Raw genomic sequence first — 23,412 nt, forward strand, 5'->3', positions numbered from 1 at the left:
ATGAAAACGAAAAACATAGTTTCGCTACTTATCGTATTTATTTCAATGAATGCAATAGCTCAAGATGGTCCATTTATACGTAAAAAGAAAGAGCAAATTAAATCATTAAAAGTGGCTTTTATAACAAGTGAATTATCTTTAACTTCTGAAGAAGCTGCCAAGTTTTGGCCTTTATATAATGCTTTTGAAGACAAACAACAAGATATTAAAAAGCAAAAATTAAAAGGGTATTTAGACAGATTGGACGACGATTCCTTGGATAAATTATCTGATAAAGAGGCCGCCACTATGTTGTCTCAAATGGAAAGTAGTGAAGACGAATTGTATCAAGCTAAAAAGAAATTTGTAGCTAGTTTAAATGGAGTTATTTCGCCATTAAAAATTCTGAAACTAAAACGAGCAGAGGAAAAATTTAACCGAAAACTACTCCAACAATATCGAGACAGAAAATTAGGAAAATAATTAAAGAGAGCAAATAAGCTCGCTTTATTGTTTGAAGTCAATTCGGATGATTTTATCTTTTCCAGCAGCAAAAGCAGTATTCTCATCAAGAAATCGAATCGTATAAAGACTACCATCTGATAATAGTTTTTCCCAAGAATGACCACTATTAGAAGAATAATACAATCCAGAAAGTCCAACTGAAACTAATTGCTTTCCTTTTGATTTTGGTACAAACTGTATACAAGATGCATATCCAAAACCTATATGATCTGAAATTAACTTCCATGTTTTTCCACCATCAAGAGTAATGGCTTTGTTTTTTGAATTCTGATTAGGAACTTCATAATTACCTCCTGCGATAACTCCAACTTTATCATTATAAAAATCAGCTGTAAAAATTCCAGTCATTGTTTTTCCTTGAACTATTGGAGTATCATAAACGTTCCAAGTGTTTCCTTTATCTGGAGAATAAAATACTCTGGCTTTTTTACCTCCAGAAACTATCCAGGTTTTATTTCCTTTCACAACGATATTAGTATTACTTGCTGCAAAAGCAGCTTCGCCTTCCATTGCTTTTGGGACACTTTCGCATGATAATTTATTCCAAGTATTTCCGCCATCACGCGTAATAAGTATACAAAGACAATTTTCTATTGGATCACCGATCGCTATTCCTTCTTGGTTGTTCCAAAAATTCATACTATCATAAAATACTTTTTCATGATTTTCTGAATAGACTTTTTCAAAACTTAAATCTGATTTATTTATTTTATAAATGGCAGCAGGATTTCCAATACTAGCAATAAAAACAGATTTAGAATTTTGAGCAATACTTCTAAATTCATATTTCAAACTATCATTTTGGATTTGCACTTCTCCTTTCCTATCTGTTTTAAAATCATAATAACCAAAACGGCTTTTATCACCAGCATACCACAATTTATCCTTATCAATTTGAATAGCTCTGATACTTATTTTTTTATTTAAAATAGTATCAACACGAACTGATGTAAAGGAAGCCATGTTTGTTTGCGCCACCGATTTATAACCGTTACAAAGTATAAAAAAAGTAAAAAGTAGAATCCTATTTTTCATTATTAATTATTGAAATCTAGGCCAATATACAACATTTAAAAAATAGCGTAAAACCAAAAAAATAATCACCTAAAAAAATAATCATTTTAAAAAAACAGTACCTTTGTATCCTTTTTTAACTTCAATTTATGAACGCTCATAATCATCAGCTCCACAGCAAACTTACCACAGGCGGATTACTTGTTACATTAGGAATTATTTACGGAGATATTGGTACTTCTCCTCTGTATGTTATGAAATCCATTATTGGTGCTAACATTATTAATTCTGAACTAATTTTAGGTGGTTTATCCTGTATTTTATGGACCCTAACTCTACAAACTACATTAAAGTACGTCATAATTACATTAAATGCTGACAATCATGGCGAAGGAGGAATTTTTTCGCTTTATTCACTTGTAAAAAAAACAAAAATAAAATGGCTTATTGTACCAGCTATTATTGGGGGTAGTTTATTACTTGCCGAAGGAATTATAACGCCACCTATTTCTGTTTCTTCTGCAGTAGAAGGTCTTTTAATATTTAAACCAGATATTCCCACGATTCCTATTGTTATTGCAATTTTATTTTTTCTATTCACAATTCAACAATTTGGAGCAAAAATTGTAACAAAATTCTTTTCTCCAGTAATGCTGATATGGTTTTCAATGCTAGGTATTCTTGGTATTTTACAAATTACTAAAAACTTAGAAGTTTTAAAAGCTATCAATCCTTATTACGCATATAAATTATTAACTTCTGATGCTTCTGGACATGGATTTTTTATATTAGGAGCAGTTTTCTTATGTACAACTGGAGCTGAATCTTTATATTCAGATATGGGACACTGCGGAAGAAAAAATATCAGAATAAGTTGGATTTTCGTTAAATCAATGTTAGTGTTAAATTATTTTGGTCAAGGTGCCTATTTACTTCAACACAACGGAAGCACTTTAGCTAAATTAAATGACTATAATCCAAATCCATTTTATTTAATAATGGCTGATTGGTTTCAACCAATTGGAATTATTGTGGCTACTTTAGCTGCTATTATCGCTTCGCAAGCATTAATTAGTGGTTCATTTACTTTAATAAATGAAGCAATGAGATTGAATTTTTGGCCAAAAGTTAAAATTGATTACCCTACTAATGTAAAAGGACAATTATATATTCCATCCATCAACTGGTTACTCTTCATAGGATGTGTTGGTATAATTCTATATTTTAAAGAATCTAAATACATGGAACATGCTTATGGATTATCAATAATTCTTGGTATGATGATGACTACAACTTTATTAAATTTTTATTTAGTAATGAAAAGAGTGAAATGGTATTTCATTGCACCCATTATAACTTTATATTTCACAATTGAAGTAAGCTTTTTAATTGCAAATATCACTAAGTTTATGGATGGTGGCTATGTAACATTAATAATAGCAATTCTATTAATAGGCATAATGTCTACGTGGTTTTTAGCTAAAAAAATTAGTAAAAGCTACACAAAAATCGTTAAAATTAATGATTATAAAAAAGTTCTTGCTGAGTTGAGTCTGGATTTATCTATACCAAAATATGCTACACATTTAGTCTATATGACAAATTCAACTCGATCTGATGAAATTGAAGAAAAAGTCATGTACTCTATATTACAAAAAAGACCAAAACGTGCCGATATTTATTGGTTTATTCATGTTAACGTACTAAATGAGCCTTATAAAAAAGAGTACAAAGTAACTAAAATAATTGAAGATGATATTTATAGAGTTGATTTTTATCTAGGTTTTAGAGAACCTCCAAAAATTAACTTAATGTTCAAAGAAGTATTGATTGATATGGTAAAAAATGGCGAAGTAGACATTACAAGTCGTTATGAATCATTAAATAAAAACCATATTATTGGTGACTTTAAATTTGTTCTTTCTGAAAAATTCTTGTCCAATGATAGCGATTTAACTTTCTTTGAAAAAGTAATAATGAATACCTATTTCTTGTTTAAAAAATTCAGTTTGTCTGAAGAAAAAGGATTTGGTTTAGATAGTAGCTCCGTAAAAATAGAACAGTTTCCATTAGTACTGCATGCTCCAGAAAATATTGAGATGCATAGAATTAAAGGTGATAGATCTATTTAATAAATTTTCCTTTACTGATAATTTCATTATTGCTTTGAATGCTATATGTATAAATTCCATTGGTTAATTGTGATGTTTCAATAGAGGTTTCGCTTGTAAACTCTTGATTTATAATAATTTTAGCTTCAATATCATAAATTTTAATTTGATATTTTACATCCATTACACCTGAAACTGTTATAAAATCTTTTACAGGACTTGGATAAACTTTTATTTCATTATTAATAATTGAATTACCAACACTCAAATTAGCACATTGGATACAATTTTTTTGAAAAGTAATAGCAGTATCAGTTATGATTGATGTATCAAATACATTCCCTTGACTACAATTTCCTTTTAATTGGTAATCCAACCAAGGCAAAAGATACGAATTAATACTATTTTGCTGAACCGTTCTCGTTATTGTAGGTTGAGGTGAACACGATGATTCCCCAACTCCACAGAAAAAATTAGTATTTGCCATTTGACAATGACTACCACCAATAATACTAATCAAAGTTTTACATGAACTGGCCAATCCGTTATACATCGGAATTTGGTTTGTGCTAGGAGGTGTGACACAATCGTTAACTCCTGCAAAGACTAACGAAGGAATAGAAATACTTGTACTTGCTTGAATGGCTGATGGATTCGTTTCAGCTGGTGCAAAATTGACTAGTGTTTTAATATTTGAATTCAATTGAGCTGCCAAAAAAGAAGCTCCACCACCCATACTATGTCCCATGACTGCATTCATATTACTTATTCTATTAAAGAATATAGAAGTCAAATTATTTCCCAGTGCAGTCATTTGTTCTAATACAAAAGACAAATCTTTTCCAAAATCGAGATGAGAAGGCGAAAGTGAACCTTCTGTTTTTGGAAAAACCATGATATACCCTTTGGGCACCAAAAAACTCCAATAGTTTTGATAAGCGTCCCAAGTCATTAAAAAACCATGACCAAAACTCAAAACCGGAAAAGTAACAGTAGTTGAGGTGGTTAGAGCAACATTGTCTCCAGTAACATCCGAAGGATAATAAATTTCTGTGGCAACTACTCTATTACTTCTGGAGGGATCAATAAAATTAATTGTAATGTGACCTATTTGAAAAGGTTGCGAAAAACAGATGTTTATGACAAATAAAAAAAAGAGTATTGTCAATTTTGAAGATATGATTTTCATTTTTAAGATTTTTATTATTCCAAATATAAATAATTAAAAATCTATTCTGTTTTTAGCGTGTTAAATTTAAGTCTGAATAATAAAAAAGCAATATCTTTGCGGGCTGACTCGAGGCCATAGGCCGAACTGAACGGAGTTATTTTTTTACACCATGCGATTACATCGAAACCTTGTTTACACCACCATCGATTCTTTAAATGCTATCTTCAATGAAGGGGAATATGCTGATAAAGTTGTAGCTCGTGCCTTGAAAAAAGACAAACGTTGGGGAAGTTCCGATCGAAAGTTTGTAGCCGAAACCATATATGAAATTGTCCGATGGAAACGGCTTTACTTGGAAATTGCCGATGTAAAAGAACCTTTAAATCGGGACCATTTATGGAGAATATTTGCTGTTTGGGCAGTATTACGTGGTTACCCCATTCCCGATTGGAGACAATTAGAAGGAACACCAGAGCGCAAAATTAAGGGTCGTTTTGATGAGTTATCCAAAATAAGAAAAATGCGTGAATCAATTCCTGATTGGATGGATGAATTGGGTGTAAAAGAATTAGGAGAAGCCCTTTGGACAAAAGAAATCGCAGCCCAAAATCAACCTGCCAAAGTTATTCTTAGAGTCAATACTTTAAATACTACCAAAGAAAAACTTCGTGCCATTTTAATGGATTTAAATATTGAAACCGAATATTTGAAAGGCCAACCTGATGCATTAGTTTTAACCGAAAGAGCAAATGTTTTCCTAACAGATGCTTTTAAACAGGGTTTATTTGAAGTGCAAGATGCTTCATCACAATTGGTAGCGGCTTTCCTAGATGTTCAACCGGGAATGAGAGTCGTTGATACCTGTGCTGGTGCTGGAGGAAAAACACTTCACATGGCTTCTTTAATGCAAAACAAAGGGCAATTAATTGCGATGGATTTATACGAAAGCAAGCTAAAACAACTAAAACTTAGAGCCAAAAGAAATGGCGTCTTTAACATAGAATACCGAATTATAGATTCTACCAAAGTCATCAAAAAACTACACGAAAAAGCAGACAGGGTTTTGATTGACGCTCCATGCAGTGGTTTGGGGGTTTTAAAAAGAAATCCTGATGCAAAGTGGAAACTTCAACCAGAATTCATCGAAAATATTAAAAAAGTACAAGCCGAAGTTTTAGAAAACTATTCCAAAATTGTTAAACCTGGTGGAAAGTTAGTATATGCTACTTGTTCTATATTACCCTCAGAAAATCAAGAACAAATAAAACATTTTTTAACCACAGAAACAGGAAAATCCTTTACTTTTGTTAAAGAAACCAAAATCCTTGCCCAAGAAACTGGGTTTGATGGATTTTATATGGCGTTGTTAGAAAGAAAAAAAGAACAATAAAAATGAAAAAAATCTTTACGGTATTATTTTTAAGTAGTACAATTTTACTAGTAGCGCAAGATAAAGTTGCCAATTCTAACGCCGTTATGTCAATTCCAGCAGGATATTATAATACGGCAACGGGTAATGGGTATTTATTAAAAACACAATTATCAAATATAATTACTAACAATTACATTGATAGAGGTTACGCAGGTTTATATACAACTTATCTAACATCGGATAAAGATTTTTATTATGAAAATAATGGAACTCTATTAGACTTATATACCGAAAACCCAACTGGTACAGAATGTGAATTTACCTATGGCGTTGGCCAAGACGATGGAACTGGAGGAAATGCAGAATGCGAAAGATACAATAGAGAACATACCATTCCACAATCTTATTTTGGAACGAGTATTCAACCAATGTTTTCTGACGCGCATTTTGTTATTCCGTCAGATAAATATTTAAATGCTCAACGAGGTGATTTTCCTTATGGAAAAGTTAATGGTCTTGGTACTTCTTATTCAAATGGTTCTAAAAGAGGGGCTAATTTAAACTCCGGGTATTCTTTTGGTTTCACAGGAACAGTATTCGAGCCTATAGATGAATTTAAAGGAGATATTGCACGAATGCTACTGTATTTTGCCACACGTTATGAAATAGAACTTGTTAATTTTTATGCAACCTCTACTTCATTATCAAAAGTAATGTTTGACGGAACTAGTGATAAATCTTTTTCAACAACCTTTCTTAATATACTTTTAACTTGGAATATTCAAGACCCTGTAAGTCAAAGAGAAATTGATAGAAATAATGCTATTTATGCACGTCAAAATAATAGAAATCCTTATATAGATAATAACACTTATGTTGCTCGAGTATGGGGAATTCCACTAGCAACCTCTTCATTTGACTTATTAAACACGGCTGCAATCTATCCGAATCCTTCTTCAGATATTGTCACCATTTCTACTGATATAACTTTAGATGAAATTGATATTATTACCATCAACGGTCAAGTTTTACAACAAATAAGAAAGCCAGTTTTTCAAAACAATACCTACTCTATTAATAATTTACCAAAAGGACTTTATTTCATAAAATTATCATCTGCAACTAATTCAGTTACTAAAAAAGTATTGATACACTAGATTTAGAAATCTAATACATTGTAAACGCTGTTGAAATTCATCAGCGTTTTTTTGTTTTTAATACGTATTAAGCTTTACTTTAAACGAGAAAACGTTGATTTCCTTTGAACTTTACTGCTTCTTTAGTATCTTTCGCCCTCAAAATGTATAACCTTTAAAACATTTTATAAAATGTTAGAAGAAAAGAATGATAACCTGCATGATGCAGATGGAAACGGATCCGATGAATCACAAGAAGTGACCATTGTTGAAAATCAAGAAGAAACAGAACATGTTTCACACTCGAACGATAACGAGCTTGCAGCGCTAAGTGAAGTTGTAAATGAAATAGAACAACCTCCTATTGAAAAAGTTGATGAACCTGCACTATTACTAGAGACTGCAGTTACTCTTGATGAAGTTGAGGAAGTAGAAGTTGCGGTTTTAACGGAAACTTTAACAGAAGATGAACTTGAAGTTGCAGCCGAAAAAGAAGCACTTGTCGAAGAGACAGTAGAAGCTTCGCAAGAACCAAAAGTTATTTTGGACGCAGAAGAAACTACAGTTGCTGAAAACACTGTCGAATTGACTGACGAGGAAGTTGCTAATGAATCAAACACTAGCGAACTAGAGGAGCATGCTAAAGTAAATGAGTCTGACAGCCAATCTGCTATCAAAGCCATCGAAGAAGTTAACGCCGAAGAAGGAGAAGACGAAACTTTAAAAGAGCGTCATGATATTCCAATGTTGGATTACGATACGCTTTCATTAGAACAATTAATTGACGAATTAGGGGATTTAGTTGTCGTTGAAAAACTGATGTCGGTTAAAGATCATGTTGAAGAACTAAAGAAATCATTCTTATCAAAATACCATCATTTTATAGATGAAAAGAAAGAGGAATTCTATGCTGAATCCCGAAACATCGGGACTGAAACAACGGAAGATTTTCATTATCATTTTCCTTTAAAAGTAAAATTTGATCAATTATACTCTCAATTTAGAGACAAGAAAAATATTCATTTTCAAAGCTTACAAAACAGTCTAAAAACTAACTTAGAGAATAGACTAGCCATTGTGGAAGAACTTAAAAACCTAATTCACAGTCAAGAAAACATACCCGTAACTTTAAAGAAATTTAATGACATCAGAGATCGATGGAAAGTGGCTGGGCCAATACCTAAAGACAAATACAACCACGTTTGGAATAACTATCACTTCCATTTAGAGAATTTCTATGATATATTGCATTTGGATAGAGAAATTCGTGATTTAGATTTCAAACACAATTTAGTTCAAAAACTTAAAATAATCGAGCGCGTTGAAGAGTTAGTTAATGAAGAAGACATCAATAAAGCGTTCCGCGAATTGCAGGATTTACACCGCATCTGGAAGGAAGATATAGGTCCGGTTTCGAGAGATAACCGTGAAGAAATCTGGAACAAATTCAGTGAACTGACCAAACAAATGCACGACAAACGTGAAGGACTGTTTGAAAAACTTCGCGAAGTAGAAACGGTAAATTTGGCAAATAAAAAAGAAATTATTGCTCAAATTGAAGTTCTTGCACAAGAAAAAGTAAACTCTCATGCCGCTTGGTTAGGACAAATTGATAAAGTGGAAGCCTTACGCAACTTGTTCTTTGCTGCTGGTAAAGTTCCATCTGAAGTGACGGACCAAACTTGGAGTGAATTTAAAACTGCCGTAAGAAATTTTAATGTATTAAAAAATTCTTTTTATAAAGATATTAAGAAAGACCAAAACGATAATCTTTCTAAAAAACTTGCTTTAATTGCCAAAGCAAATGAGTTAAAAGAAAGTACTGATTTTGCAGCTACAACTCCTTTATTTAAACAAATTCAAGAAGAATGGAAAACGATTGGGCATGTACCAAGAAAGTTTTCTGATAAACTTTGGTCTGATTTTAGAAGCGCTTGTAACGAATATTTTGAAAAACTTAAAGAGCAAAAATCAGAGGCAGATGCAGAAGAAATTGAAGCATTTGAAAATAAAAAAGCGTACCTAGAAACCATTAAAGGTTTTGAACTTATTGGAGAACACAAAACTGATTTAGATGCCATCAAAGCACATATCGAAACTTGGAAAAATTTTGGTAAAGTGCCTTTTAATCGAAGACACATCGAAGGTAAATTCAATAAAATATTAGATGTTTTTTTTGAAAAATTAAGCTCTAGTAAAAAAGATAATGAAATGGTGCGTTATGCTAACAGATTAGACAATCTTTCAGGTGCTGAAAATTCTCGAAAATTAGACAATGAAAAAGTATTCATCATGCGTAAAATTGATGAAGTTCAGAATAATTTGTTCCAATTAGAGAACAACATTCAATTTTTTGCAAAAGCAAAATCAGATAATCCAATGGTAAAAGAAGTGAAGGATACCATTGAGAAACAAAAAGAAGAATTAGCTACTTGGAAAGAAAAGTTAAAACAACTTAGAAATATTAAAACCGACGAATAAAAGAAAACCCCGAAAATATCGGGGTTTTTATTACTGAATTTTAGAAGCTAAAAGGTAAATTACTGCCATTCTGATAGCCACTCCATTTTCTACTTGATCTAAGATGACCGATTGCTTAGAATCAGCAACATCTGACGTAATTTCAACTCCGCGGTTAATTGGGCCGGGATGCATAATTACTATTTCCTTATTCAGTGAATCTAAGAGTTGTTTATCAACACCATATTGTTGGGCATATTCTCTAGTTGATGGGAAATAATTGACATCCATTCGTTCGTTTTGAACGCGAAGCATATTCGCTACATCACACCATTCTAATGCTTTTCTAAGATTTGACTCAACTGTTACTCCAAGACTTTCAATGTGTTTTGGAATTAAGGTTTTTGGCCCACAGACTTTAACTTCAGCACCTTGCATTTGCAAGGCATAGATATTTGACAAAGCTACCCTAGAGTGCAAAATATCGCCCACGATTACTACTTTCTTTCCTTCTACAACTCCAAGTCGTTCCTTGATTGAGTAACTGTCTAAAAGCGCTTGTGTTGGATGCTCATGAGCTCCATCTCCAGCATTAATAATACTTGCGTTTACGTTTTGTGACAAAAAGTAAGCTGCCCCAGGATTGGCATGACGCATCACGACCATATCAACTTTCATAGAAAGGATGTTATTAACGGTATCAATTAATGTTTCTCCTTTTTTTACGGATGATTGTGCTGTGGAAAAACTTATTACGTCGGCCGACAGTCTTTTTTGAGCTAATTCAAAAGATAATTTGGTTCGTGTACTGTTTTCAAAAAAGATATTTGCAATAGTAATGTCTCGGAGCGAAGGTACTTTCTTTATCGGACGATTAATAACTTCCTTGAAATAATCTGCCGTTTCAAAAATCAAATCGATATCCTGTTTTTTTAGATATTTTATGCCTAATAAATGGTTGACTGACAGTTCCAAGGTGTTTATGATTTATGGTTTGTTGTTTATGGTTTGTTGTTTTTAATACTTAATACTTAATACTTAATACTTAATACTTAATACTTAATACTTAATACTTAATACTTAATACTCAAATCAAGTAAACTGCATCTTCTCCATCCTTCTCTTTCCAGCAAACTTTGACAGTTTCATCTGCAATTGCATCTACTTGACGACCACGATAATCAGGTTGTATGGGCAAATGGCGACTGAATCTTCTGTCAATCAAAACCAATAATTCTATTTCTGCTGGTCTTCCAAAAGATTGGATGGCAGTTAATGCCGCTCGAATGCTTCTTCCTGTAAAGAGTACATCATCAATAAAAACCACTTTTTTATCTTCTACCAAAAAATCGATTTCAGTTTTATTGGCTTCCAATTGTTTCTCGCCCCGACGGAAATCATCTCTGAAAAAAGTAATGTCTAAAAATCCGAGTGGTATATTTTTATTGTTATAATCTGTTTCTAAAATATTTTTTAATCGCTGTGCTAACAAAACGCCTCTGGGCTGTATACCGATAAGTACAGAATTTGAAAAATCGAGGTGATTTTCGATTAACTCACAGGCCAAACGATGGAGAATGATATTGACTTCTTTGGAAGTGAGCAATACTTTTTGACTCATGATAGTGTTGTTTGGGTTGTAAAGATATAATTTTTTGTTATATAAAAAAACCGCTTCGTATGAAGCGGTATTATTCTAATTGTAAATTTTCTTTCTCATTTCCTGAATCTTTTCGTCTTCAAGGTATTCGTCAAACGTCATATAACGGTCGATAACGCCGTTTGGCGTGATTTCTAAAACTCTGTTAGCAACCGTTTGCGCAAACTCGTGGTCATGTGTGGTGAACAATACGGAACCTTTAAAATTCTTCAATGAATTATTGAAAGCCGTGATCGATTCCAAATCTAAGTGATTCGTTGGTTCATCGAGCATCAAAACATTCGCGCGAATCATCATCATGCGTGATAACATACAACGTACTTTTTCTCCTCCGGATAAAACCGTACATTTTTTCAACGCTTCTTCTCCAGAGAAAATCATTTTTCCTAAGAATCCACGAACATACACTTCGTCTCGTTCTTCTTCTGTCTTAACAAACTGACGCAACCAATCTACTAAGTTCAAATTACCATCCGTAAAAAAGGAACTATTATCATTAGGCAAATAGGATTGTGTCGTAGTAATTCCCCAATCAAAAGTTCCGTCATCGGCTTTTTGATTTCCGTTAAGTATTTCATAGAAAGCACTAGTAGCTCGAGAGTCTTTTGAAAAGACAACAACCTTATCGCCTTTTGCCATATTCAAATCGACATTCTTAAATAAAATTTCGCCATCTGCAGAGGCAGCTAAGTTTTGCACATGTAAAATTTGATCACCAGCTTCTCTTTCAACATCAAAAATAATCGCTGGATACCTTCGACTTGATGGCTTTATTTCATCTAGGTTTAATTTCTCAATCATCTTTTTACGTGAAGTGGCTTGCTTTGATTTAGCAACATTGGCACTAAATCTTCGAATAAACTCTTCTAATTCGGCTTTCTTTTCCTCCGCTTTTTTGTTTTGCTGCGCTTTTTGACGTGCCGCTAACTGACTTGACTCATACCAAAACGTATAATTACCTGAATAATGGTTGATTTTAGAAAAATCGATATCCGAAATATGGGTACAAACCGCATCCAAAAAGTGACGGTCGTGCGAAACCACAATGACCGTATTTTCATAATTTGCTAAGAAATTTTCTAACCACGAAATCGTTTCAAAATCAAGGTCGTTTGTAGGCTCATCCATTACTAATACATCTGGATTTCCGAAAAGTGCTTGTGCTAAAAGGACACGAACTTTCAGTTTTCCTTCAACTTCACTCATTAAAGTATAGTGCATATCCGCAGGAATTCCAAGATTAGATAACATAGCACCAGCATCAGACTCCGCATTCCAGCCATTCATTTCTTCAAACTGAACTTGTAATTCCCCAATTCTATCAGCATTAGCATCATCATAATCGGCATACAAAGCATCCATTTCTGATTTAACGGCGAACAACACTTTGTTTCCCATCATTACCGTTTCTAAAACCGTATGTTCATCAAACATATTGTGATTTTGGTTCAAAACCGACATTCTTTTTCCAGGTTCTAGGAAAACTCTTCCTGATGTTGGATCAATATCACCTGCCAGAATTTTTAAAAAAGTTGATTTTCCCGCACCATTAGCACCAATTACACCATAGCAGTTTCCTTGTGTAAAAGTGGTGTTCACTTCGTCGAATAATATTCTTTTACCAAACTGGACTGATAAATTATTTACAGTTAACATGAATTGTATTTATTAAATTTTGAAAATGTTCCGATCAGCTATATGGCTTTGGGTGGTGCAAAAGTAGTTAAATAAAGGATTATTCAGAAAAAAAAAATTGCCTAATCGCTGAAAAAACAGCCTGTTTACGCAATTAACTTTAACGATAGATTAACAAAAAATAAAAAGTATCAAGTTAATTTTGTTAATTACTTTCAATTAATGCACAAGTTTAAGAATATAAAAATTTTAGTTTTTCTCCTTCCCATAATCGTTCTTTTTTGTTCGTGTAAAAACGAATTTAAAGGGTGCGAATATGTCGCTTATTTTGGGGGTGAGATTGTAAATCCAAACAATCCATACGTACTTTTCTGCAAAGATAATGAAGTGATTGATACAATCAAATTAGATAAAAACAATCGCTTTTTTATCCAATTTGATTCGCTTGCTCCAGGCCTTTATAGCTTTAAACATGAACCAGAATATCAATATGTTTATTTTGATAAAAATGATAGTATTATGGTTCGAGTCAATTCGAAAGATTTTGACGAATCGACTGTTTTTTGTGGTCGTGGTGAAGAAAAAAACAATTTTCTGATGGAAATGTATCTTAAAAATGAAAAAGATAAAATCAAAATGTTTGAATGTTTTGATCTCAATTTTGAAGACTTTTCGAAGCAAATAGATGTTACGTATGCAAATCAAACAAAATTTTATACAACCCGTAAGGAACAAATTAAGTGGAATGATGACTTTGATGTTTTTGCGAAAGCATCTTTAGATTTTAATTATTTTTCTAAAAAAGAATTGTATCCAATAGTTCATAAAATCAGAACTGGTGAGGACTTGATAGAAAAATTACCTGGTAATTATTATGATTACAGAAAGAACATCGATTTCAATAATGTAGAACTTTCAAGTTATGCTCCTTATGTTATGTATTTGTCTTATATGTTAAATAATATGGGTACAATTAACTATCACAATCATTTTACGCAAACCGATTTGGCGCTCAAAACCAATATCAATAAAATGACTATTGCGGATACACTAATTAAAAACAAAAAAGTAAAAAATACTATTTTGAACAATATTGCTTTTACCTATTTACTTGAAGATCAAAACATGTCTAATAACAATAGGTTTTTAGAGTGCTATAATAAAATTTCTACAGACAGAAGTCAAAAGAATGAAATTACTTCTATTTGTAATGCTATTCAAATGCTAAAGGTGGGAGATTCATTGCCAGAAGTTAGCTTATTGAATAGTAATGGTGAGGAAATTTCATCCTCTAGTGTTTCTAAACCAAATACCATTTTTTTCTTTTGGACTGCAAAAGCCACGTCCCATTTTGAAGCCGTCCATAAAAAGGTATTGGCACTAAAATCCAAGTTTCCACAATATAACTTTGTATCTATAAATATTAACGATAGTGAAGAAGAATGGTTAAATACACTTACGAATTATAAATTTAATGGTATTACTGAACTTCATTGTTCTAATTTTGAAGATATAAAAAACAAATGGGCAATTAATAAAATACACCGTACTATTATACTAGGAGAGAAAGGTCGAATTGAAAATGCCTTTGTTAACATATTTGATTCTCAATTTGAGGATAATTTGAAGTAATTTCAGAAATAGTCAATAAAAAAAGCGATTTTTAAAAAATCGCTTTTTTTTATAATCGAGATTCATTGTTTTCTAACTTTAACTTTCTAATTTAATTACTGATTTCCTTTTGCATAATCGGCTAAAAACTGCGCTAAACCAAGATCAGTTAATGGATGTTTTAATAATCCTGTGATTGAGGATAGTGGTCCAGTCATTACATCAGCTCCAATTTTGGCACAATTAACAACATGCATCGTATGTCGAATAGAGGCTGCAAGAATTTGTGTTTCAAAAGCATAATTATCATAGATGTCACGAATTTCTTGTATTAAAGCCAAACCGTCTGTAGAAATATCATCTAATCTTCCCAAGAAAGGTGAAACATAAGTTGCACCAGCTTTTGCAGCCAACAATGCTTGTCCAGCTGAAAAAACAAGCGTAACATTTGTTTTTACACCTTTATCAGAAAAATATTTACATGCTTTCACACCTTCTTTAGTTATTGGTAATTTTACCACAATTTGTGGGTGTAAATCCGCCAATTCTTCACCTTCTTTAATCATTCCATCGTAATCAATGGCAATAACTTCAGCACTTACATCTCCATCAACAATATTGCAAATGTCTACATAGTGTTTTAGAATGTTATTTTTTCCTGTGATTCCTTCTTTTGCCATCAATGATGGATTTGTTGTAACGCCGTCAAGAACACCTAATTCTTGAGCTTCTTTGATTTCTTTTAGGTTAGCAGTGTCAATAAAAAATTTCATAGTTTTATATATAATTGTTGTGTTTAAAAATTAAGGTGTAAAATTACAATTTATTATTGCTTTTGGGAATTGTTTTTATTCAATTCTTTAAGCTCATCACGAATTTCCTTGAGTAAACCTGACATCTCGTTATACTTGTTTTCGTAATTTGTTTTTACTGTTTTATTATTTTTTTTTATTCCTCTCACAACAATTATCCAAATTGTAATCACAACAAAAAAAGGAAAACAGCTCATCAATATTCCTGTCCAATCTAGTTCCATAGTTATAGTTTATAATGATTCATTAACATGCTTTCATAAATTCTGTCGGGTAAAATTCGCTTTAAAACAATAGAGAACTTTTGCATGAACGCCCCAATTTTATAATGCAATTTTGGATTTTTATTCTGAATGATATGATATACTTCTTTTGCAAAATCATTCGGATCTTCACCGCTGCGCATATGCGAGTTCATCATCCCTAATGTGTTTTCATAAGCCGTTTTATAAACCGAACCTTCCACTATTGGTGCGTGATAACGATGCGACGCAATGTCGGTTGCAAATTCTCCCGGAGCAATAGTGACCATGTTTATCCCGAAAGGTTTTACTTCAATGCTTACTGCTTCCGAAACTAATTCTAATGCGCCTTTTGACGCAGAATAAATCCCTCGGTAAGGCAATCCCATATACCCTGCAATTGAGGTAATATTGATAATAAAACCCGATTTTTGCTCACGCATCTGAGGTAAAACTGCCTTAATAACTTCAATCGGACCAAAGAAATTGGTTTCGAAATTATTTCGCATTTCATCGGTTGGTGTTTCTTCTATTGGTCCTGTAATTCCAACTCCTGCATTATTAATGACTACATCTATTCTTTTAGAAATAGAAATCACTGCAGCCACTGCCTGCTGAATGCTTTCGCTACTTCGTACATCAAGAGTAATCAAAGGAAATACAGAATTGGTAATCTTCTCCGGATTACGACTAGTGCCGTAAACCGTAAATCCTTTGTGAAATAAAAACTCTCCTATTGCTTTCCCAATTCCTGAGGAACCGCCGGTGATTAAAACTATTTTGCTCATTTTTTAAAAAGATAAAAGAGAATAGAGAATAGATTATTCTCTCTTAAACTGAATCACTATATTCTACACTCTATATTCTATACTCTATTTCCGGTTAAAGATAATCAGTTTATTTTGATACCCAAACCGTGATTTTCGCTCAAATGAATTTTACCATTTACAATTTCGCTTCCTTTGGCAATGTCGTTGGCAATTAAATTGGCTCCATCCAAGTCTGCGAAATCACAAAAAGCCGCTAAAACAGCTCCAGCAGAAATTCCAATAGACGATTCGGTCATGCAACCAATCATTATTTTATAATTTAATTTTTTGGCAACTGCAATCATTTCCAAAGCTGGCGTTAATCCACCACATTTTACCAATTTGATATTGATGCTTCTATAATGTTGTTGCAAATCTTTTAACGCCAAACTATCCTGACAATCTTCATCTGCCATCCAATTGGCAAATTTATCAGCATGCAAAACCTGATAATTATCCGAGCCCGGATTCATAGGTTGTTCTAAATAAGAAAACTTCGAAACGGCTTCGTGATTTTCTAACCAAAGACAATCGGCTACTGTAAAACTTCCATTTGAATCAAGAGCCACACTTTTATCTAATTGCAATAATTTTGTAATGTCGTTTTCATCAAAATGATTGCACTTTACTTTAAATTTAGACCAAGTTGATTCTTCAATTTTTTTAATTTGATTATTAATAGTATCAATACTAATCGTTATCGAAGAATCAGGAAGAGTAGTCAAATCGATTTTATTCAACTCCAAAAAACTTTTCTTTTCAAGCTTACCAAACAAATCCCAATAAGCGCAATCCAGAGCCGAACGCAGAAAACTTGGCAATTCAAATTGTAAAAGGAAATCATAAAAATCAGTCGGTTGCGCTATGCTATAACCTTCAATTTCAGATTTAATCTTGTTTAAAATTATTTCGAAGTCCGAGAGGCTGATGTGATAATAATCAATAGAAGTGCATTCGCCAAAACCTTTATAACCGTTTTTTTCAAGAGTAATAATTAATGCTTCTCTATGTGTGTAATTTCCATAGGCAATGGCAAAGGTTTCCTTGAGTTGAAATTGTACTATTTGCCATGATAAAACCATATGGTGTAAAAATAAAAAATCCCGATTCCCGAAACTTCGGGACGGGACGCATTTTAAAAAAATGGCAAGCGACCTACATCGCACCGCTCAACCACATACCTTTGCTATGTTCCCATCCTGGAGGATTTTGCAGGAGCTGGTCGTGTAGGACTTGCCGTTGCAAATATACAATCTTTTTATTTTTTTGCAAGAATTTAAGAGCAATATAAATATATTTGTCAGTGAAAAATTAATTATACAAAATGAAACTTTATAACCCATTAATTACCATTTTATTAGCGTTAAACATTGCTAGTTGTGGCGATAGTCAACACGATAAAGAAAACTATTTTAGCTTCGATGACAATGCCATGAAACCTATTTATCAGGCAACCGATAAAGTTGATTTAACCTTATTGAATACTAAAAATAAAACCATTGACAGCGTTGCGTATTTTGTTGATGAAAAAAAATTTTCTTCTGTAAAAGGTAATGGCAAATTCACTTTGGATTTAAGTGGAAAAAAATTTGGCTATCAAAATTTAAAAGCTCTGGTTTATTTTGAAGGTGATACAGTATCAACAAAAACCCGAATTGAAGTGGCTTCGGGAATTGTTCCCAAATTGTTAAAATATACCATTGTTAATACCTATCCACACGACATCAATGCGTTTACGGAAGGTTTTGAGTTTTTTCGTGATACTTTGATAGAAAGTACGGGTCAAAATGGTAAATCTTATATCGCTAAAGTTGATTTAATAAGTGGAAAAACAATTAAAAAAGTGGATTTAGAGCAACAATATTTTGGCGAAGGTATTACAGTTATCAATAACAAGATTTATCAATTAACTTGGCAAAGTACAATAGGTTTTATATATGATGTCAATACTATGAAGAAAATAAAATCGTTTAAGTTTGATAAACCTATTGAAGGTTGGGGAATGACTAATGACGGGAAAAATATTTATCATTCAGACGGAACCGAAAAGATTTGGACTATGGACCCTGAAACGCAAAAGCTAGTTGATTTTATAAATGTATACACTAATGACAGCAAAATCAAAAGCATTAATGAATTGGAATGGGTTAAGGGAAAAATCTACGGGAACATTTGGCAAAAAGACGCCATAGCCATTATAAATCCTAAAACCGGAGCTGTTGACTCGGTTATAGATTTAACTGCCTTAAAGGCCAAAATAACCAATAAAAATGCAGATGTCTTAAATGGAATTGCTTACAACAAAAAGACAAATACTATTTTTGTGACAGGTAAAAACTGGGATAAAACTTTTGAGATTAAAGTAACAGAGTAAACTAATAACTCAATAAATAAAAAAAGCGAGGTAAATGCTCGTTTTTTTATTTCTTTTTAAACTCCATTGTGACCCTATCATATACAAAAGTCATTTGCTGATTTTTTCCTTTTTGAGTTATAGAACCATCTGGATTTAATACAAATTCAAACCCTTCACGCCTAATTTTTTCCTGAGTTTCGGAAGCGCCGGTTCCACCCAAAGACACTTTCTCGGTAATATGATTTGTCAATTGGTAATTAGAATACACTTGTTTTTTTGAAACTATTTCATAAATCACCGAATAAGCTGTTGTTTTAATTTCTGATTTTAAATCGCTTTTAATTGCACTAAGTTCTGTCCAAGTAAGCAAATACAGTTTCACTCCACTAGCCATAAATGAACTTAATTTGCAATTAGTAGGTGTGAATGAAGCATCAACTGCTTTCACAATCATAGCGTCATTGGTTTTTCCTTTCTCCGTAATTGCAACCTGAAAATTTCCGTCTTTAATTTCAGCTTGTAGATTGTCCAATTTAGGAAATGAAGAAGTTTCGGTGCCTTTTTTGTTCGAAGACTTCTTTTTTTGACTATAACCATTAACAGTTAGTAAACCAACAAACAAAAACAATAATAATTTCTTCATAGCAATAAAATTGATTGGTTAATAATAGAAAGGCAATGTACAAAATAATTGATTCGATTTATGTTAAATAAAAAAACCGCCAAGTAATTAAACTTGACGGTCTTGATAATAAAAATATTAAAATTTAGTCTTTTTGAGATTTTACTGCTAAAGAATAAATAACTAAACCAAAACCAATTTTGTTAATTGCATCTGCTATGTTGTAAGCTACATCTACATTTCCTTTTCCTAACATACTAGTATACCAACCCTCAGTTCCTAACATATATCCTAATGGATAAATAGCCCAACCAACTAAAACAAACCAGCATAAAATTTTGTGAGCTTCTAATACATTTCCACCTGCAGCTTTTGCTAATTTTGAAGCTTCACCCAACCAGATTTCATATACTATTGCAAAATAAGCTACCCCTGAGATGAATCCCCAAAGAGCAGCACTTTCTGGAAATACAGCTTCACCGAAATAACCTGTAACTAACATAATTACAGAATAGAAAATCATTTTCCATAACAATCCTTGTTTAGCACCAGCAATTTTAAGTATCAAATAAAACTCAAGACACATTAATGGCACAGTTAAAATCCAATCTACATATCGGAAAAATGTTGGAGACTCTCCAAAACTAGCCCAATAATCTCTCATGTAAAAATAATGAACTGCTGCAATAAAGGTGATTAAACCTGAAACCAATACAGAAGTACGCCACTTTTTCTCAAACTGACTTAGAGATAAAAAGAAAAAGGCTGAAGCAGCCATCATAGCCATACAGCCAACAAAAAAAGTAAATCCAACATAATCAGTTGGCAACATTTTCGCTATTAGCGATGTAGAAAATAATAAATTTGTCATAAAAAATAATTTAGATTAATAATTGTTTAAGTAAAACTATAAAATATCAAACAAAATAAAAAATAAATTGCTTAGTTTTATTTGTTATTTTTAAACAAAATTTAAAATTAGATGCCAAAATATTCAAACTTCGCAATTGTAGCAAGCTTTATGGGTTTATGGCTAAATTCTTTTTTTTCACAGGAGCTTCAATTAATTGTAGGTTTTATCTTAATACTTTCGTTCGGAATATTACATGGCGCAAACGATTTAGCGCTGATAAAAAATGTAAATTCTAATGATAGAGTTGAAAATTTGTATAAAATATTACTCTACTATATTATAATAGTACTCATAGGCGCCACACTATTTTATTTAATTCCTTGGTTAGCCTTGACTCTATTCATTATTTTTAGTGGATATCATTTTGGTGAACAACAATGGAATGAACAACTAAAAATAGAAGCAAAATGGTTAAAGTTTATTTATGAGATGTTGTATGGACTAATAATTCTATTTTTGATTTTTACATTTCACGATGTTGAAGTTCAGAAAATAATTCTTGCTATCACTACTATAGAGGTTCCAATTTTTACATTTTTACTTATTCTAAAAATCCTTTTGAGTTTTTTTACTCTTTTAAGTATCCTTTTCTATTTCAGAATCGAAAGATTCAAAAACTACTTTTTTAAAGAACTATTCTATCTATTAGTATTTTCAATTATTTTTAAAGTATCTAGTCTCATTTGGGGCTTTGCATTATATTTTATATTTTGGCATAGTATCCCTTCAATGATAGATCAGATTAGGTTTCTTTTTGGAAACGTAAGTTTCAATAATTTTAAATTATATTTCCGTTCAGCTTTCGCTTATTGGATTATATCATTATTAGGTATTGCTTTACTTTACTATGTATTTAAAGACCAAAAAATATTCAATGCATTATTCTTTTCTTTTCTTGCTTCAATTACTTTTCCACATGTAGTGGTAATAGTAAAAATGTTTGGAAAGAAATAAAATAAAAAAACCGGATAATTGCTTACCCGGTTTTGGTTATGGATTCCGAGTCTCCCGAAGCCTCGGGACGGAATAAGTGATTCACAAAATTTGTTATACAAATTGGTTGGATAACTTACTTCACCTCTTCGAATTCTACATCCTGAGTGTTGTCACCTTGAGCTTCAGCTTGTGGCTGTGCCTCTTGAGCTTGTCCAGCTTCTCCTTGAGCATACATAGCTTCTGTAGCAGTTTTCCAAGCAGCGTTCACATTGTCAAGACCTTTTTGAATTGCTTCTAAGTCTTGGTTTTGATGTGCCATTCTCAATTCAGTTAAAGCCAATTCGATAGCTACTTTATGATCATCAGCTAATTTTTCTCCTAATTCTTTCAATTGACTTTCGGTTTGGAAAATCATACTGTCCGCTTCGTTCAATTTTTCTGCTCTTTCTCTTGCAATTTTATCTGCACCAGCATTTGCTTCAGCATCTTTTTTCATTCTTTCGATTTCTTCAGCAGTTAAACCAGATGAAGCTTCAATACGAATGTCATGCGATTTTCCTGTTCCTTTATCAGTAGCCGAAACTTTGATGATACCATTAGCATCAATATCAAACGTAACTTCAATTTGTGGAACACCTCTTGGTGCTGGTGGAATTCCGTCTAAGTGAAAACGACCAATAGTTTTGTTATCTGCAGACATGGTTCTTTCTCCTTGCAATACATGGATTTCAACACTTGGTTGGTTATCCGCAGCAGTAGAGAACACTTGTGACTTTTTAGTTGGGATAGTGGTGTTTGATTCGATTAATTTAGTCATCACATTCCCCATAGTTTCAATACCTAAAGACAAAGGTGTAACGTCTAACAACAACACATCTTTTACATCTCCAGATAAAACGCCACCTTGGATAGCAGCTCCAATTGCTACAACCTCATCAGGGTTTACCCCTTTTGATGCTTTTTTTCCAAAGAATTTTTCAACTTCGTCAGCAATTCTAGGCATTCTTGTAGAACCACCCACTAAGATAACTTCGTCAATATCTGAAGTTGACAAACCTGCATCTTTCAAAGCTTTAGCAACTGGTTCCATAGAACGCTTCACTAATTTATCAGACAATTGTTCAAATTTAGATCTTGTTAATTTTTTAACTAAGTGTTTTGGTCCGGAAGCAGTGGCGGTAACATAAGGTAAATTGATTTCTGTTTCAGCAGAAGATGACAATTCAATTTTTGCTTTTTCAGCAGCTTCTTTAATACGTTGCAATGACATTGGGTCTAATCTCAAGTCAATACCTTCTTCCGATTTGAATTCGTCTGCCAACCAATCGATGATGGTTTGGTCAAAGTCATCTCCACCTAAGTGAGTATCTCCATTTGTCGATAATACTTCAAAAACTCCATCTCCAAGTTCAAGGATAGAAATATCAAAAGTACCACCACCTAAATCGTACACTGCAATTTTTTGGTCTTTACCTTTTTTGTCTAATCCGTAGGCTAGTGCGGCGGCAGTTGGCTCATTGATTATTCTCATTACTTTAAGTCCAGCAATTTCGCCAGCTTCTTTGGTAGCCTGACGTTGTGCATCATTAAAGTAAGCAGGAACTGTGATAACTGCTTCTGTAACGGTTTGACCCAAATAGTCTTCCGCTGTTTTTTTCATTTTTTGAAGTGTCATCGCTGACAATTCTTGTGGTGTGTATAAACGACCATCAATATCTACACGTGGTGTATTGTTATCGCCTTTTACAACGCTGTAAGGTACTTTTTTAGCTTCATCTGTAGATTCAGCATACGTGTGTCCCATAAAACGTTTGATAGAACCAACTGTTTTTGTAGGGTTGGTAACTGCTTGTCTTTTGGCAGGATCACCTACTTTTATTTCCCCACCTTCAACAAAAGCGATGATAGATGGCGTTGTTCTTTTTCCTTCTGAGTTAGGAATTACTACTGCTTCTTGTCCTTCCATTACAGAAACGCAAGAGTTGGTTGTCCCTAAATCAATTCCAATTATTTTTCCCATTTTGTTTAATTTATATTTTTAATTGTGT

At 32.7% G+C, this 23,412-nt stretch carries 20 protein-coding genes and 1 other RNA gene; 8 read left to right on the forward strand and 13 right to left on the reverse strand.

The genetic code is table 11. From position 1 onward, the window contains the following. The gene (locus tag ACIQ2L_RS06965) at positions 1–462 is read left to right on the forward strand and encodes a sensor of ECF-type sigma factor (protein ID WP_396157432.1); all 462 of its coding nucleotides are present in this window, start codon (positions 1–3) and stop codon (positions 460–462) included. A 24-nt stretch (positions 463–486) separates the two neighbouring features. On the opposite strand, the gene ACIQ2L_RS06970 is transcribed toward ACIQ2L_RS06965, so the two are convergent. Next, positions 487–1,539: a WD40/YVTN/BNR-like repeat-containing protein gene (locus ACIQ2L_RS06970; protein ID WP_396157433.1), complete on the reverse strand. Its 1,053-nt coding sequence runs from the start codon at positions 1,537–1,539 to the stop codon at positions 487–489. 128 nt (positions 1,540–1,667) lie between these two features. Between ACIQ2L_RS06970 and ACIQ2L_RS06975 the strand changes: the two genes are divergently transcribed. After that, entirely contained in the window at positions 1,668–3,650 is a 1,983-nt protein-coding gene (locus ACIQ2L_RS06975; protein ID WP_396157434.1) for a KUP/HAK/KT family potassium transporter, read from the forward strand. Here ACIQ2L_RS06975 and ACIQ2L_RS06980 read toward each other — a convergent pair. Further along, positions 3,643–4,818, reverse strand: a complete 1,176-nt coding sequence (locus ACIQ2L_RS06980; RefSeq protein WP_396157435.1) for a T9SS type A sorting domain-containing protein — start codon at positions 4,816–4,818, stop codon at positions 3,643–3,645. The two genes, ACIQ2L_RS06975 and ACIQ2L_RS06980, sit on opposite strands and share 8 nt — an antisense overlap. 151 nt (positions 4,819–4,969) lie before the next feature. On the opposite strand from ACIQ2L_RS06980, the gene ACIQ2L_RS06985 reads away from it, so the two are divergent. The 3 genes from ACIQ2L_RS06985 (at position 4,970) to ACIQ2L_RS06995 (ending at position 9,789) form a co-directional block, all read left to right on the forward strand. Beyond that, on the forward strand, positions 4,970–6,190 hold the full coding sequence (locus ACIQ2L_RS06985) for an RsmB/NOP family class I SAM-dependent RNA methyltransferase (RefSeq protein WP_396157436.1): 1,221 nt from the start codon (positions 4,970–4,972) through the stop codon (positions 6,188–6,190). A 2-nt stretch (positions 6,191–6,192) separates the two neighbouring features. Further along, a complete protein-coding gene (locus ACIQ2L_RS06990; protein WP_396157437.1) occupies positions 6,193–7,329 on the forward strand; it encodes an endonuclease in 1,137 nt (378 codons plus the stop codon). 171 nt (positions 7,330–7,500) lie between these two features. Then, complete coding sequence (locus ACIQ2L_RS06995) at positions 7,501–9,789, forward strand: DUF349 domain-containing protein (RefSeq protein WP_396157439.1); 2,289 nt, start codon at positions 7,501–7,503, stop codon at positions 9,787–9,789. A gap of 30 nt (positions 9,790–9,819) precedes the next feature. Here ACIQ2L_RS06995 and ACIQ2L_RS07000 read toward each other — a convergent pair whose 3' ends face one another. The 3 genes from ACIQ2L_RS07000 to ACIQ2L_RS07010 form a co-directional block, all read right to left on the reverse strand. After that, positions 9,820–10,743, reverse strand: a complete 924-nt coding sequence (locus ACIQ2L_RS07000; RefSeq protein ID WP_396157440.1) for an aspartate carbamoyltransferase catalytic subunit — start codon at positions 10,741–10,743, stop codon at positions 9,820–9,822. Positions 10,744–10,855: 112 nt separating this feature from the next. Next, complete coding sequence (gene pyrR, locus ACIQ2L_RS07005; RefSeq protein WP_396157441.1) at positions 10,856–11,389, reverse strand: bifunctional pyr operon transcriptional regulator/uracil phosphoribosyltransferase PyrR; 534 nt, start codon at positions 11,387–11,389, stop codon at positions 10,856–10,858. A gap of 75 nt (positions 11,390–11,464) precedes the next feature. Continuing rightward, the gene (locus ACIQ2L_RS07010; RefSeq protein WP_396157442.1) at positions 11,465–13,084 is read right to left on the reverse strand and encodes an ABC-F family ATP-binding cassette domain-containing protein; all 1,620 of its coding nucleotides are present in this window, start codon (positions 13,082–13,084) and stop codon (positions 11,465–11,467) included. 366 nt (positions 13,085–13,450) lie between these two features. Here ACIQ2L_RS07010 and ACIQ2L_RS07015 point away from each other — a divergent pair, with 366 nt between their 5' ends. Then, on the forward strand, positions 13,451–14,695 hold the full coding sequence (locus tag ACIQ2L_RS07015; RefSeq protein ID WP_396157443.1) for a TlpA family protein disulfide reductase: 1,245 nt from the start codon (positions 13,451–13,453) through the stop codon (positions 14,693–14,695). A gap of 95 nt (positions 14,696–14,790) precedes the next feature. Here the strand turns inward: ACIQ2L_RS07015 and fsa are convergent, their stop codons facing one another. The 5 genes from fsa to ffs form a co-directional block, all read right to left on the reverse strand. Next, positions 14,791–15,447, reverse strand: coding sequence for a fructose-6-phosphate aldolase (gene fsa, locus ACIQ2L_RS07020; protein ID WP_396157444.1), 657 nt, complete (start codon positions 15,445–15,447; stop codon positions 14,791–14,793). Between the two features lie 53 nt (positions 15,448–15,500). Then, on the reverse strand, positions 15,501–15,710 hold the full coding sequence (locus ACIQ2L_RS07025; RefSeq protein WP_396157445.1) for a hypothetical protein: 210 nt from the start codon (positions 15,708–15,710) through the stop codon (positions 15,501–15,503). 2 nt (positions 15,711–15,712) lie between these two features. Then, entirely contained in the window at positions 15,713–16,516 is an 804-nt protein-coding gene (locus ACIQ2L_RS07030; protein WP_396157446.1) for an SDR family oxidoreductase, read from the reverse strand. Positions 16,517–16,620: 104 nt separating this feature from the next. Then, a complete protein-coding gene (locus ACIQ2L_RS07035) occupies positions 16,621–17,619 on the reverse strand; it encodes an enolase C-terminal domain-like protein (protein WP_396157447.1) in 999 nt (332 codons plus the stop codon). A 59-nt stretch (positions 17,620–17,678) separates the two neighbouring features. Continuing rightward, positions 17,679–17,776: signal recognition particle sRNA small type (gene ffs / locus ACIQ2L_RS07040), an RNA gene on the reverse strand. 85 nt (positions 17,777–17,861) lie between these two features. On the opposite strand from ffs, the gene ACIQ2L_RS07045 reads away from it, so the two are divergent. Beyond that, on the forward strand, positions 17,862–18,911 hold the full coding sequence (locus ACIQ2L_RS07045; RefSeq protein WP_396157448.1) for a glutaminyl-peptide cyclotransferase: 1,050 nt from the start codon (positions 17,862–17,864) through the stop codon (positions 18,909–18,911). A gap of 46 nt (positions 18,912–18,957) precedes the next feature. Here ACIQ2L_RS07045 and ACIQ2L_RS07050 read toward each other — a convergent pair whose 3' ends face one another. Further along, positions 18,958–19,536 (reverse strand): hypothetical protein, encoded by a 579-nt coding sequence (locus tag ACIQ2L_RS07050; RefSeq protein WP_396157449.1) that lies wholly within the window; start codon positions 19,534–19,536, stop codon positions 18,958–18,960. A 124-nt stretch (positions 19,537–19,660) separates the two neighbouring features. Continuing rightward, on the reverse strand, positions 19,661–20,386 hold the full coding sequence (locus ACIQ2L_RS07055) for a bacteriorhodopsin-like (RefSeq protein ID WP_396157450.1): 726 nt from the start codon (positions 20,384–20,386) through the stop codon (positions 19,661–19,663). Positions 20,387–20,497: 111 nt separating this feature from the next. On the opposite strand from ACIQ2L_RS07055, the gene ACIQ2L_RS07060 reads away from it, so the two are divergent. After that, positions 20,498–21,382, forward strand: a complete 885-nt coding sequence (locus ACIQ2L_RS07060) for a Brp/Blh family beta-carotene 15,15'-dioxygenase (protein WP_396157451.1) — start codon at positions 20,498–20,500, stop codon at positions 21,380–21,382. Between the two features lie 115 nt (positions 21,383–21,497). On the opposite strand, the gene dnaK is transcribed toward ACIQ2L_RS07060, so the two are convergent. Further along, complete coding sequence (gene dnaK / locus ACIQ2L_RS07065; RefSeq protein WP_396157452.1) at positions 21,498–23,384, reverse strand: molecular chaperone DnaK; 1,887 nt, start codon at positions 23,382–23,384, stop codon at positions 21,498–21,500. Positions 23,385–23,412 lie beyond the last annotated feature (28 nt).

Source organism: Flavobacterium sp. (assembly GCF_044369455.1).
Lineage (GTDB): Bacteria > Bacteroidota > Bacteroidia > Flavobacteriales > Flavobacteriaceae > Flavobacterium.

Bases quoted from the DNA above. Each gene is read 5' to 3' on its own strand.
- ACIQ2L_RS06965 (WP_396157432.1), top strand. From the start codon at position 1: ATGAAAACGAAAAACATAGTTTCGCTACTTATCGTATTTATTTCAATG.
- ACIQ2L_RS06970 (WP_396157433.1), bottom strand. From the start codon at position 1,539: ATGAAAAATAGGATTCTACTTTTTACTTTTTTTATACTTTGTAACGGT.
- ACIQ2L_RS06975 (WP_396157434.1), top strand. From the start codon at position 1,668: ATGAACGCTCATAATCATCAGCTCCACAGCAAACTTACCACAGGCGGA.
- ACIQ2L_RS06980 (WP_396157435.1), bottom strand. From the start codon at position 4,818: ATGAAAATCATATCTTCAAAATTGACAATACTCTTTTTTTTATTTGTC.
- ACIQ2L_RS06985 (WP_396157436.1), top strand. From the start codon at position 4,970: ATGCGATTACATCGAAACCTTGTTTACACCACCATCGATTCTTTAAAT.
- ACIQ2L_RS06990 (WP_396157437.1), top strand. From the start codon at position 6,193: ATGAAAAAAATCTTTACGGTATTATTTTTAAGTAGTACAATTTTACTA.
- ACIQ2L_RS06995 (WP_396157439.1), top strand. From the start codon at position 7,501: ATGTTAGAAGAAAAGAATGATAACCTGCATGATGCAGATGGAAACGGA.
- pyrR (WP_396157441.1), bottom strand. From the start codon at position 11,389: ATGAGTCAAAAAGTATTGCTCACTTCCAAAGAAGTCAATATCATTCTC.
- ACIQ2L_RS07010 (WP_396157442.1), bottom strand. From the start codon at position 13,084: ATGTTAACTGTAAATAATTTATCAGTCCAGTTTGGTAAAAGAATATTA.
- fsa (WP_396157444.1), bottom strand. From the start codon at position 15,447: ATGAAATTTTTTATTGACACTGCTAACCTAAAAGAAATCAAAGAAGCT.
- ACIQ2L_RS07025 (WP_396157445.1), bottom strand. From the start codon at position 15,710: ATGGAACTAGATTGGACAGGAATATTGATGAGCTGTTTTCCTTTTTTT.
- ACIQ2L_RS07030 (WP_396157446.1), bottom strand. From the start codon at position 16,516: ATGAGCAAAATAGTTTTAATCACCGGCGGTTCCTCAGGAATTGGGAAA.
- ACIQ2L_RS07035 (WP_396157447.1), bottom strand. From the start codon at position 17,619: ATGGTTTTATCATGGCAAATAGTACAATTTCAACTCAAGGAAACCTTT.
- ACIQ2L_RS07045 (WP_396157448.1), top strand. From the start codon at position 17,862: ATGAAACTTTATAACCCATTAATTACCATTTTATTAGCGTTAAACATT.
- ACIQ2L_RS07050 (WP_396157449.1), bottom strand. From the start codon at position 19,536: ATGAAGAAATTATTATTGTTTTTGTTTGTTGGTTTACTAACTGTTAAT.
- ACIQ2L_RS07055 (WP_396157450.1), bottom strand. From the start codon at position 20,386: ATGACAAATTTATTATTTTCTACATCGCTAATAGCGAAAATGTTGCCA.
- ACIQ2L_RS07060 (WP_396157451.1), top strand. From the start codon at position 20,498: ATGCCAAAATATTCAAACTTCGCAATTGTAGCAAGCTTTATGGGTTTA.
- dnaK (WP_396157452.1), bottom strand. From the start codon at position 23,384: ATGGGAAAAATAATTGGAATTGATTTAGGGACAACCAACTCTTGCGTT.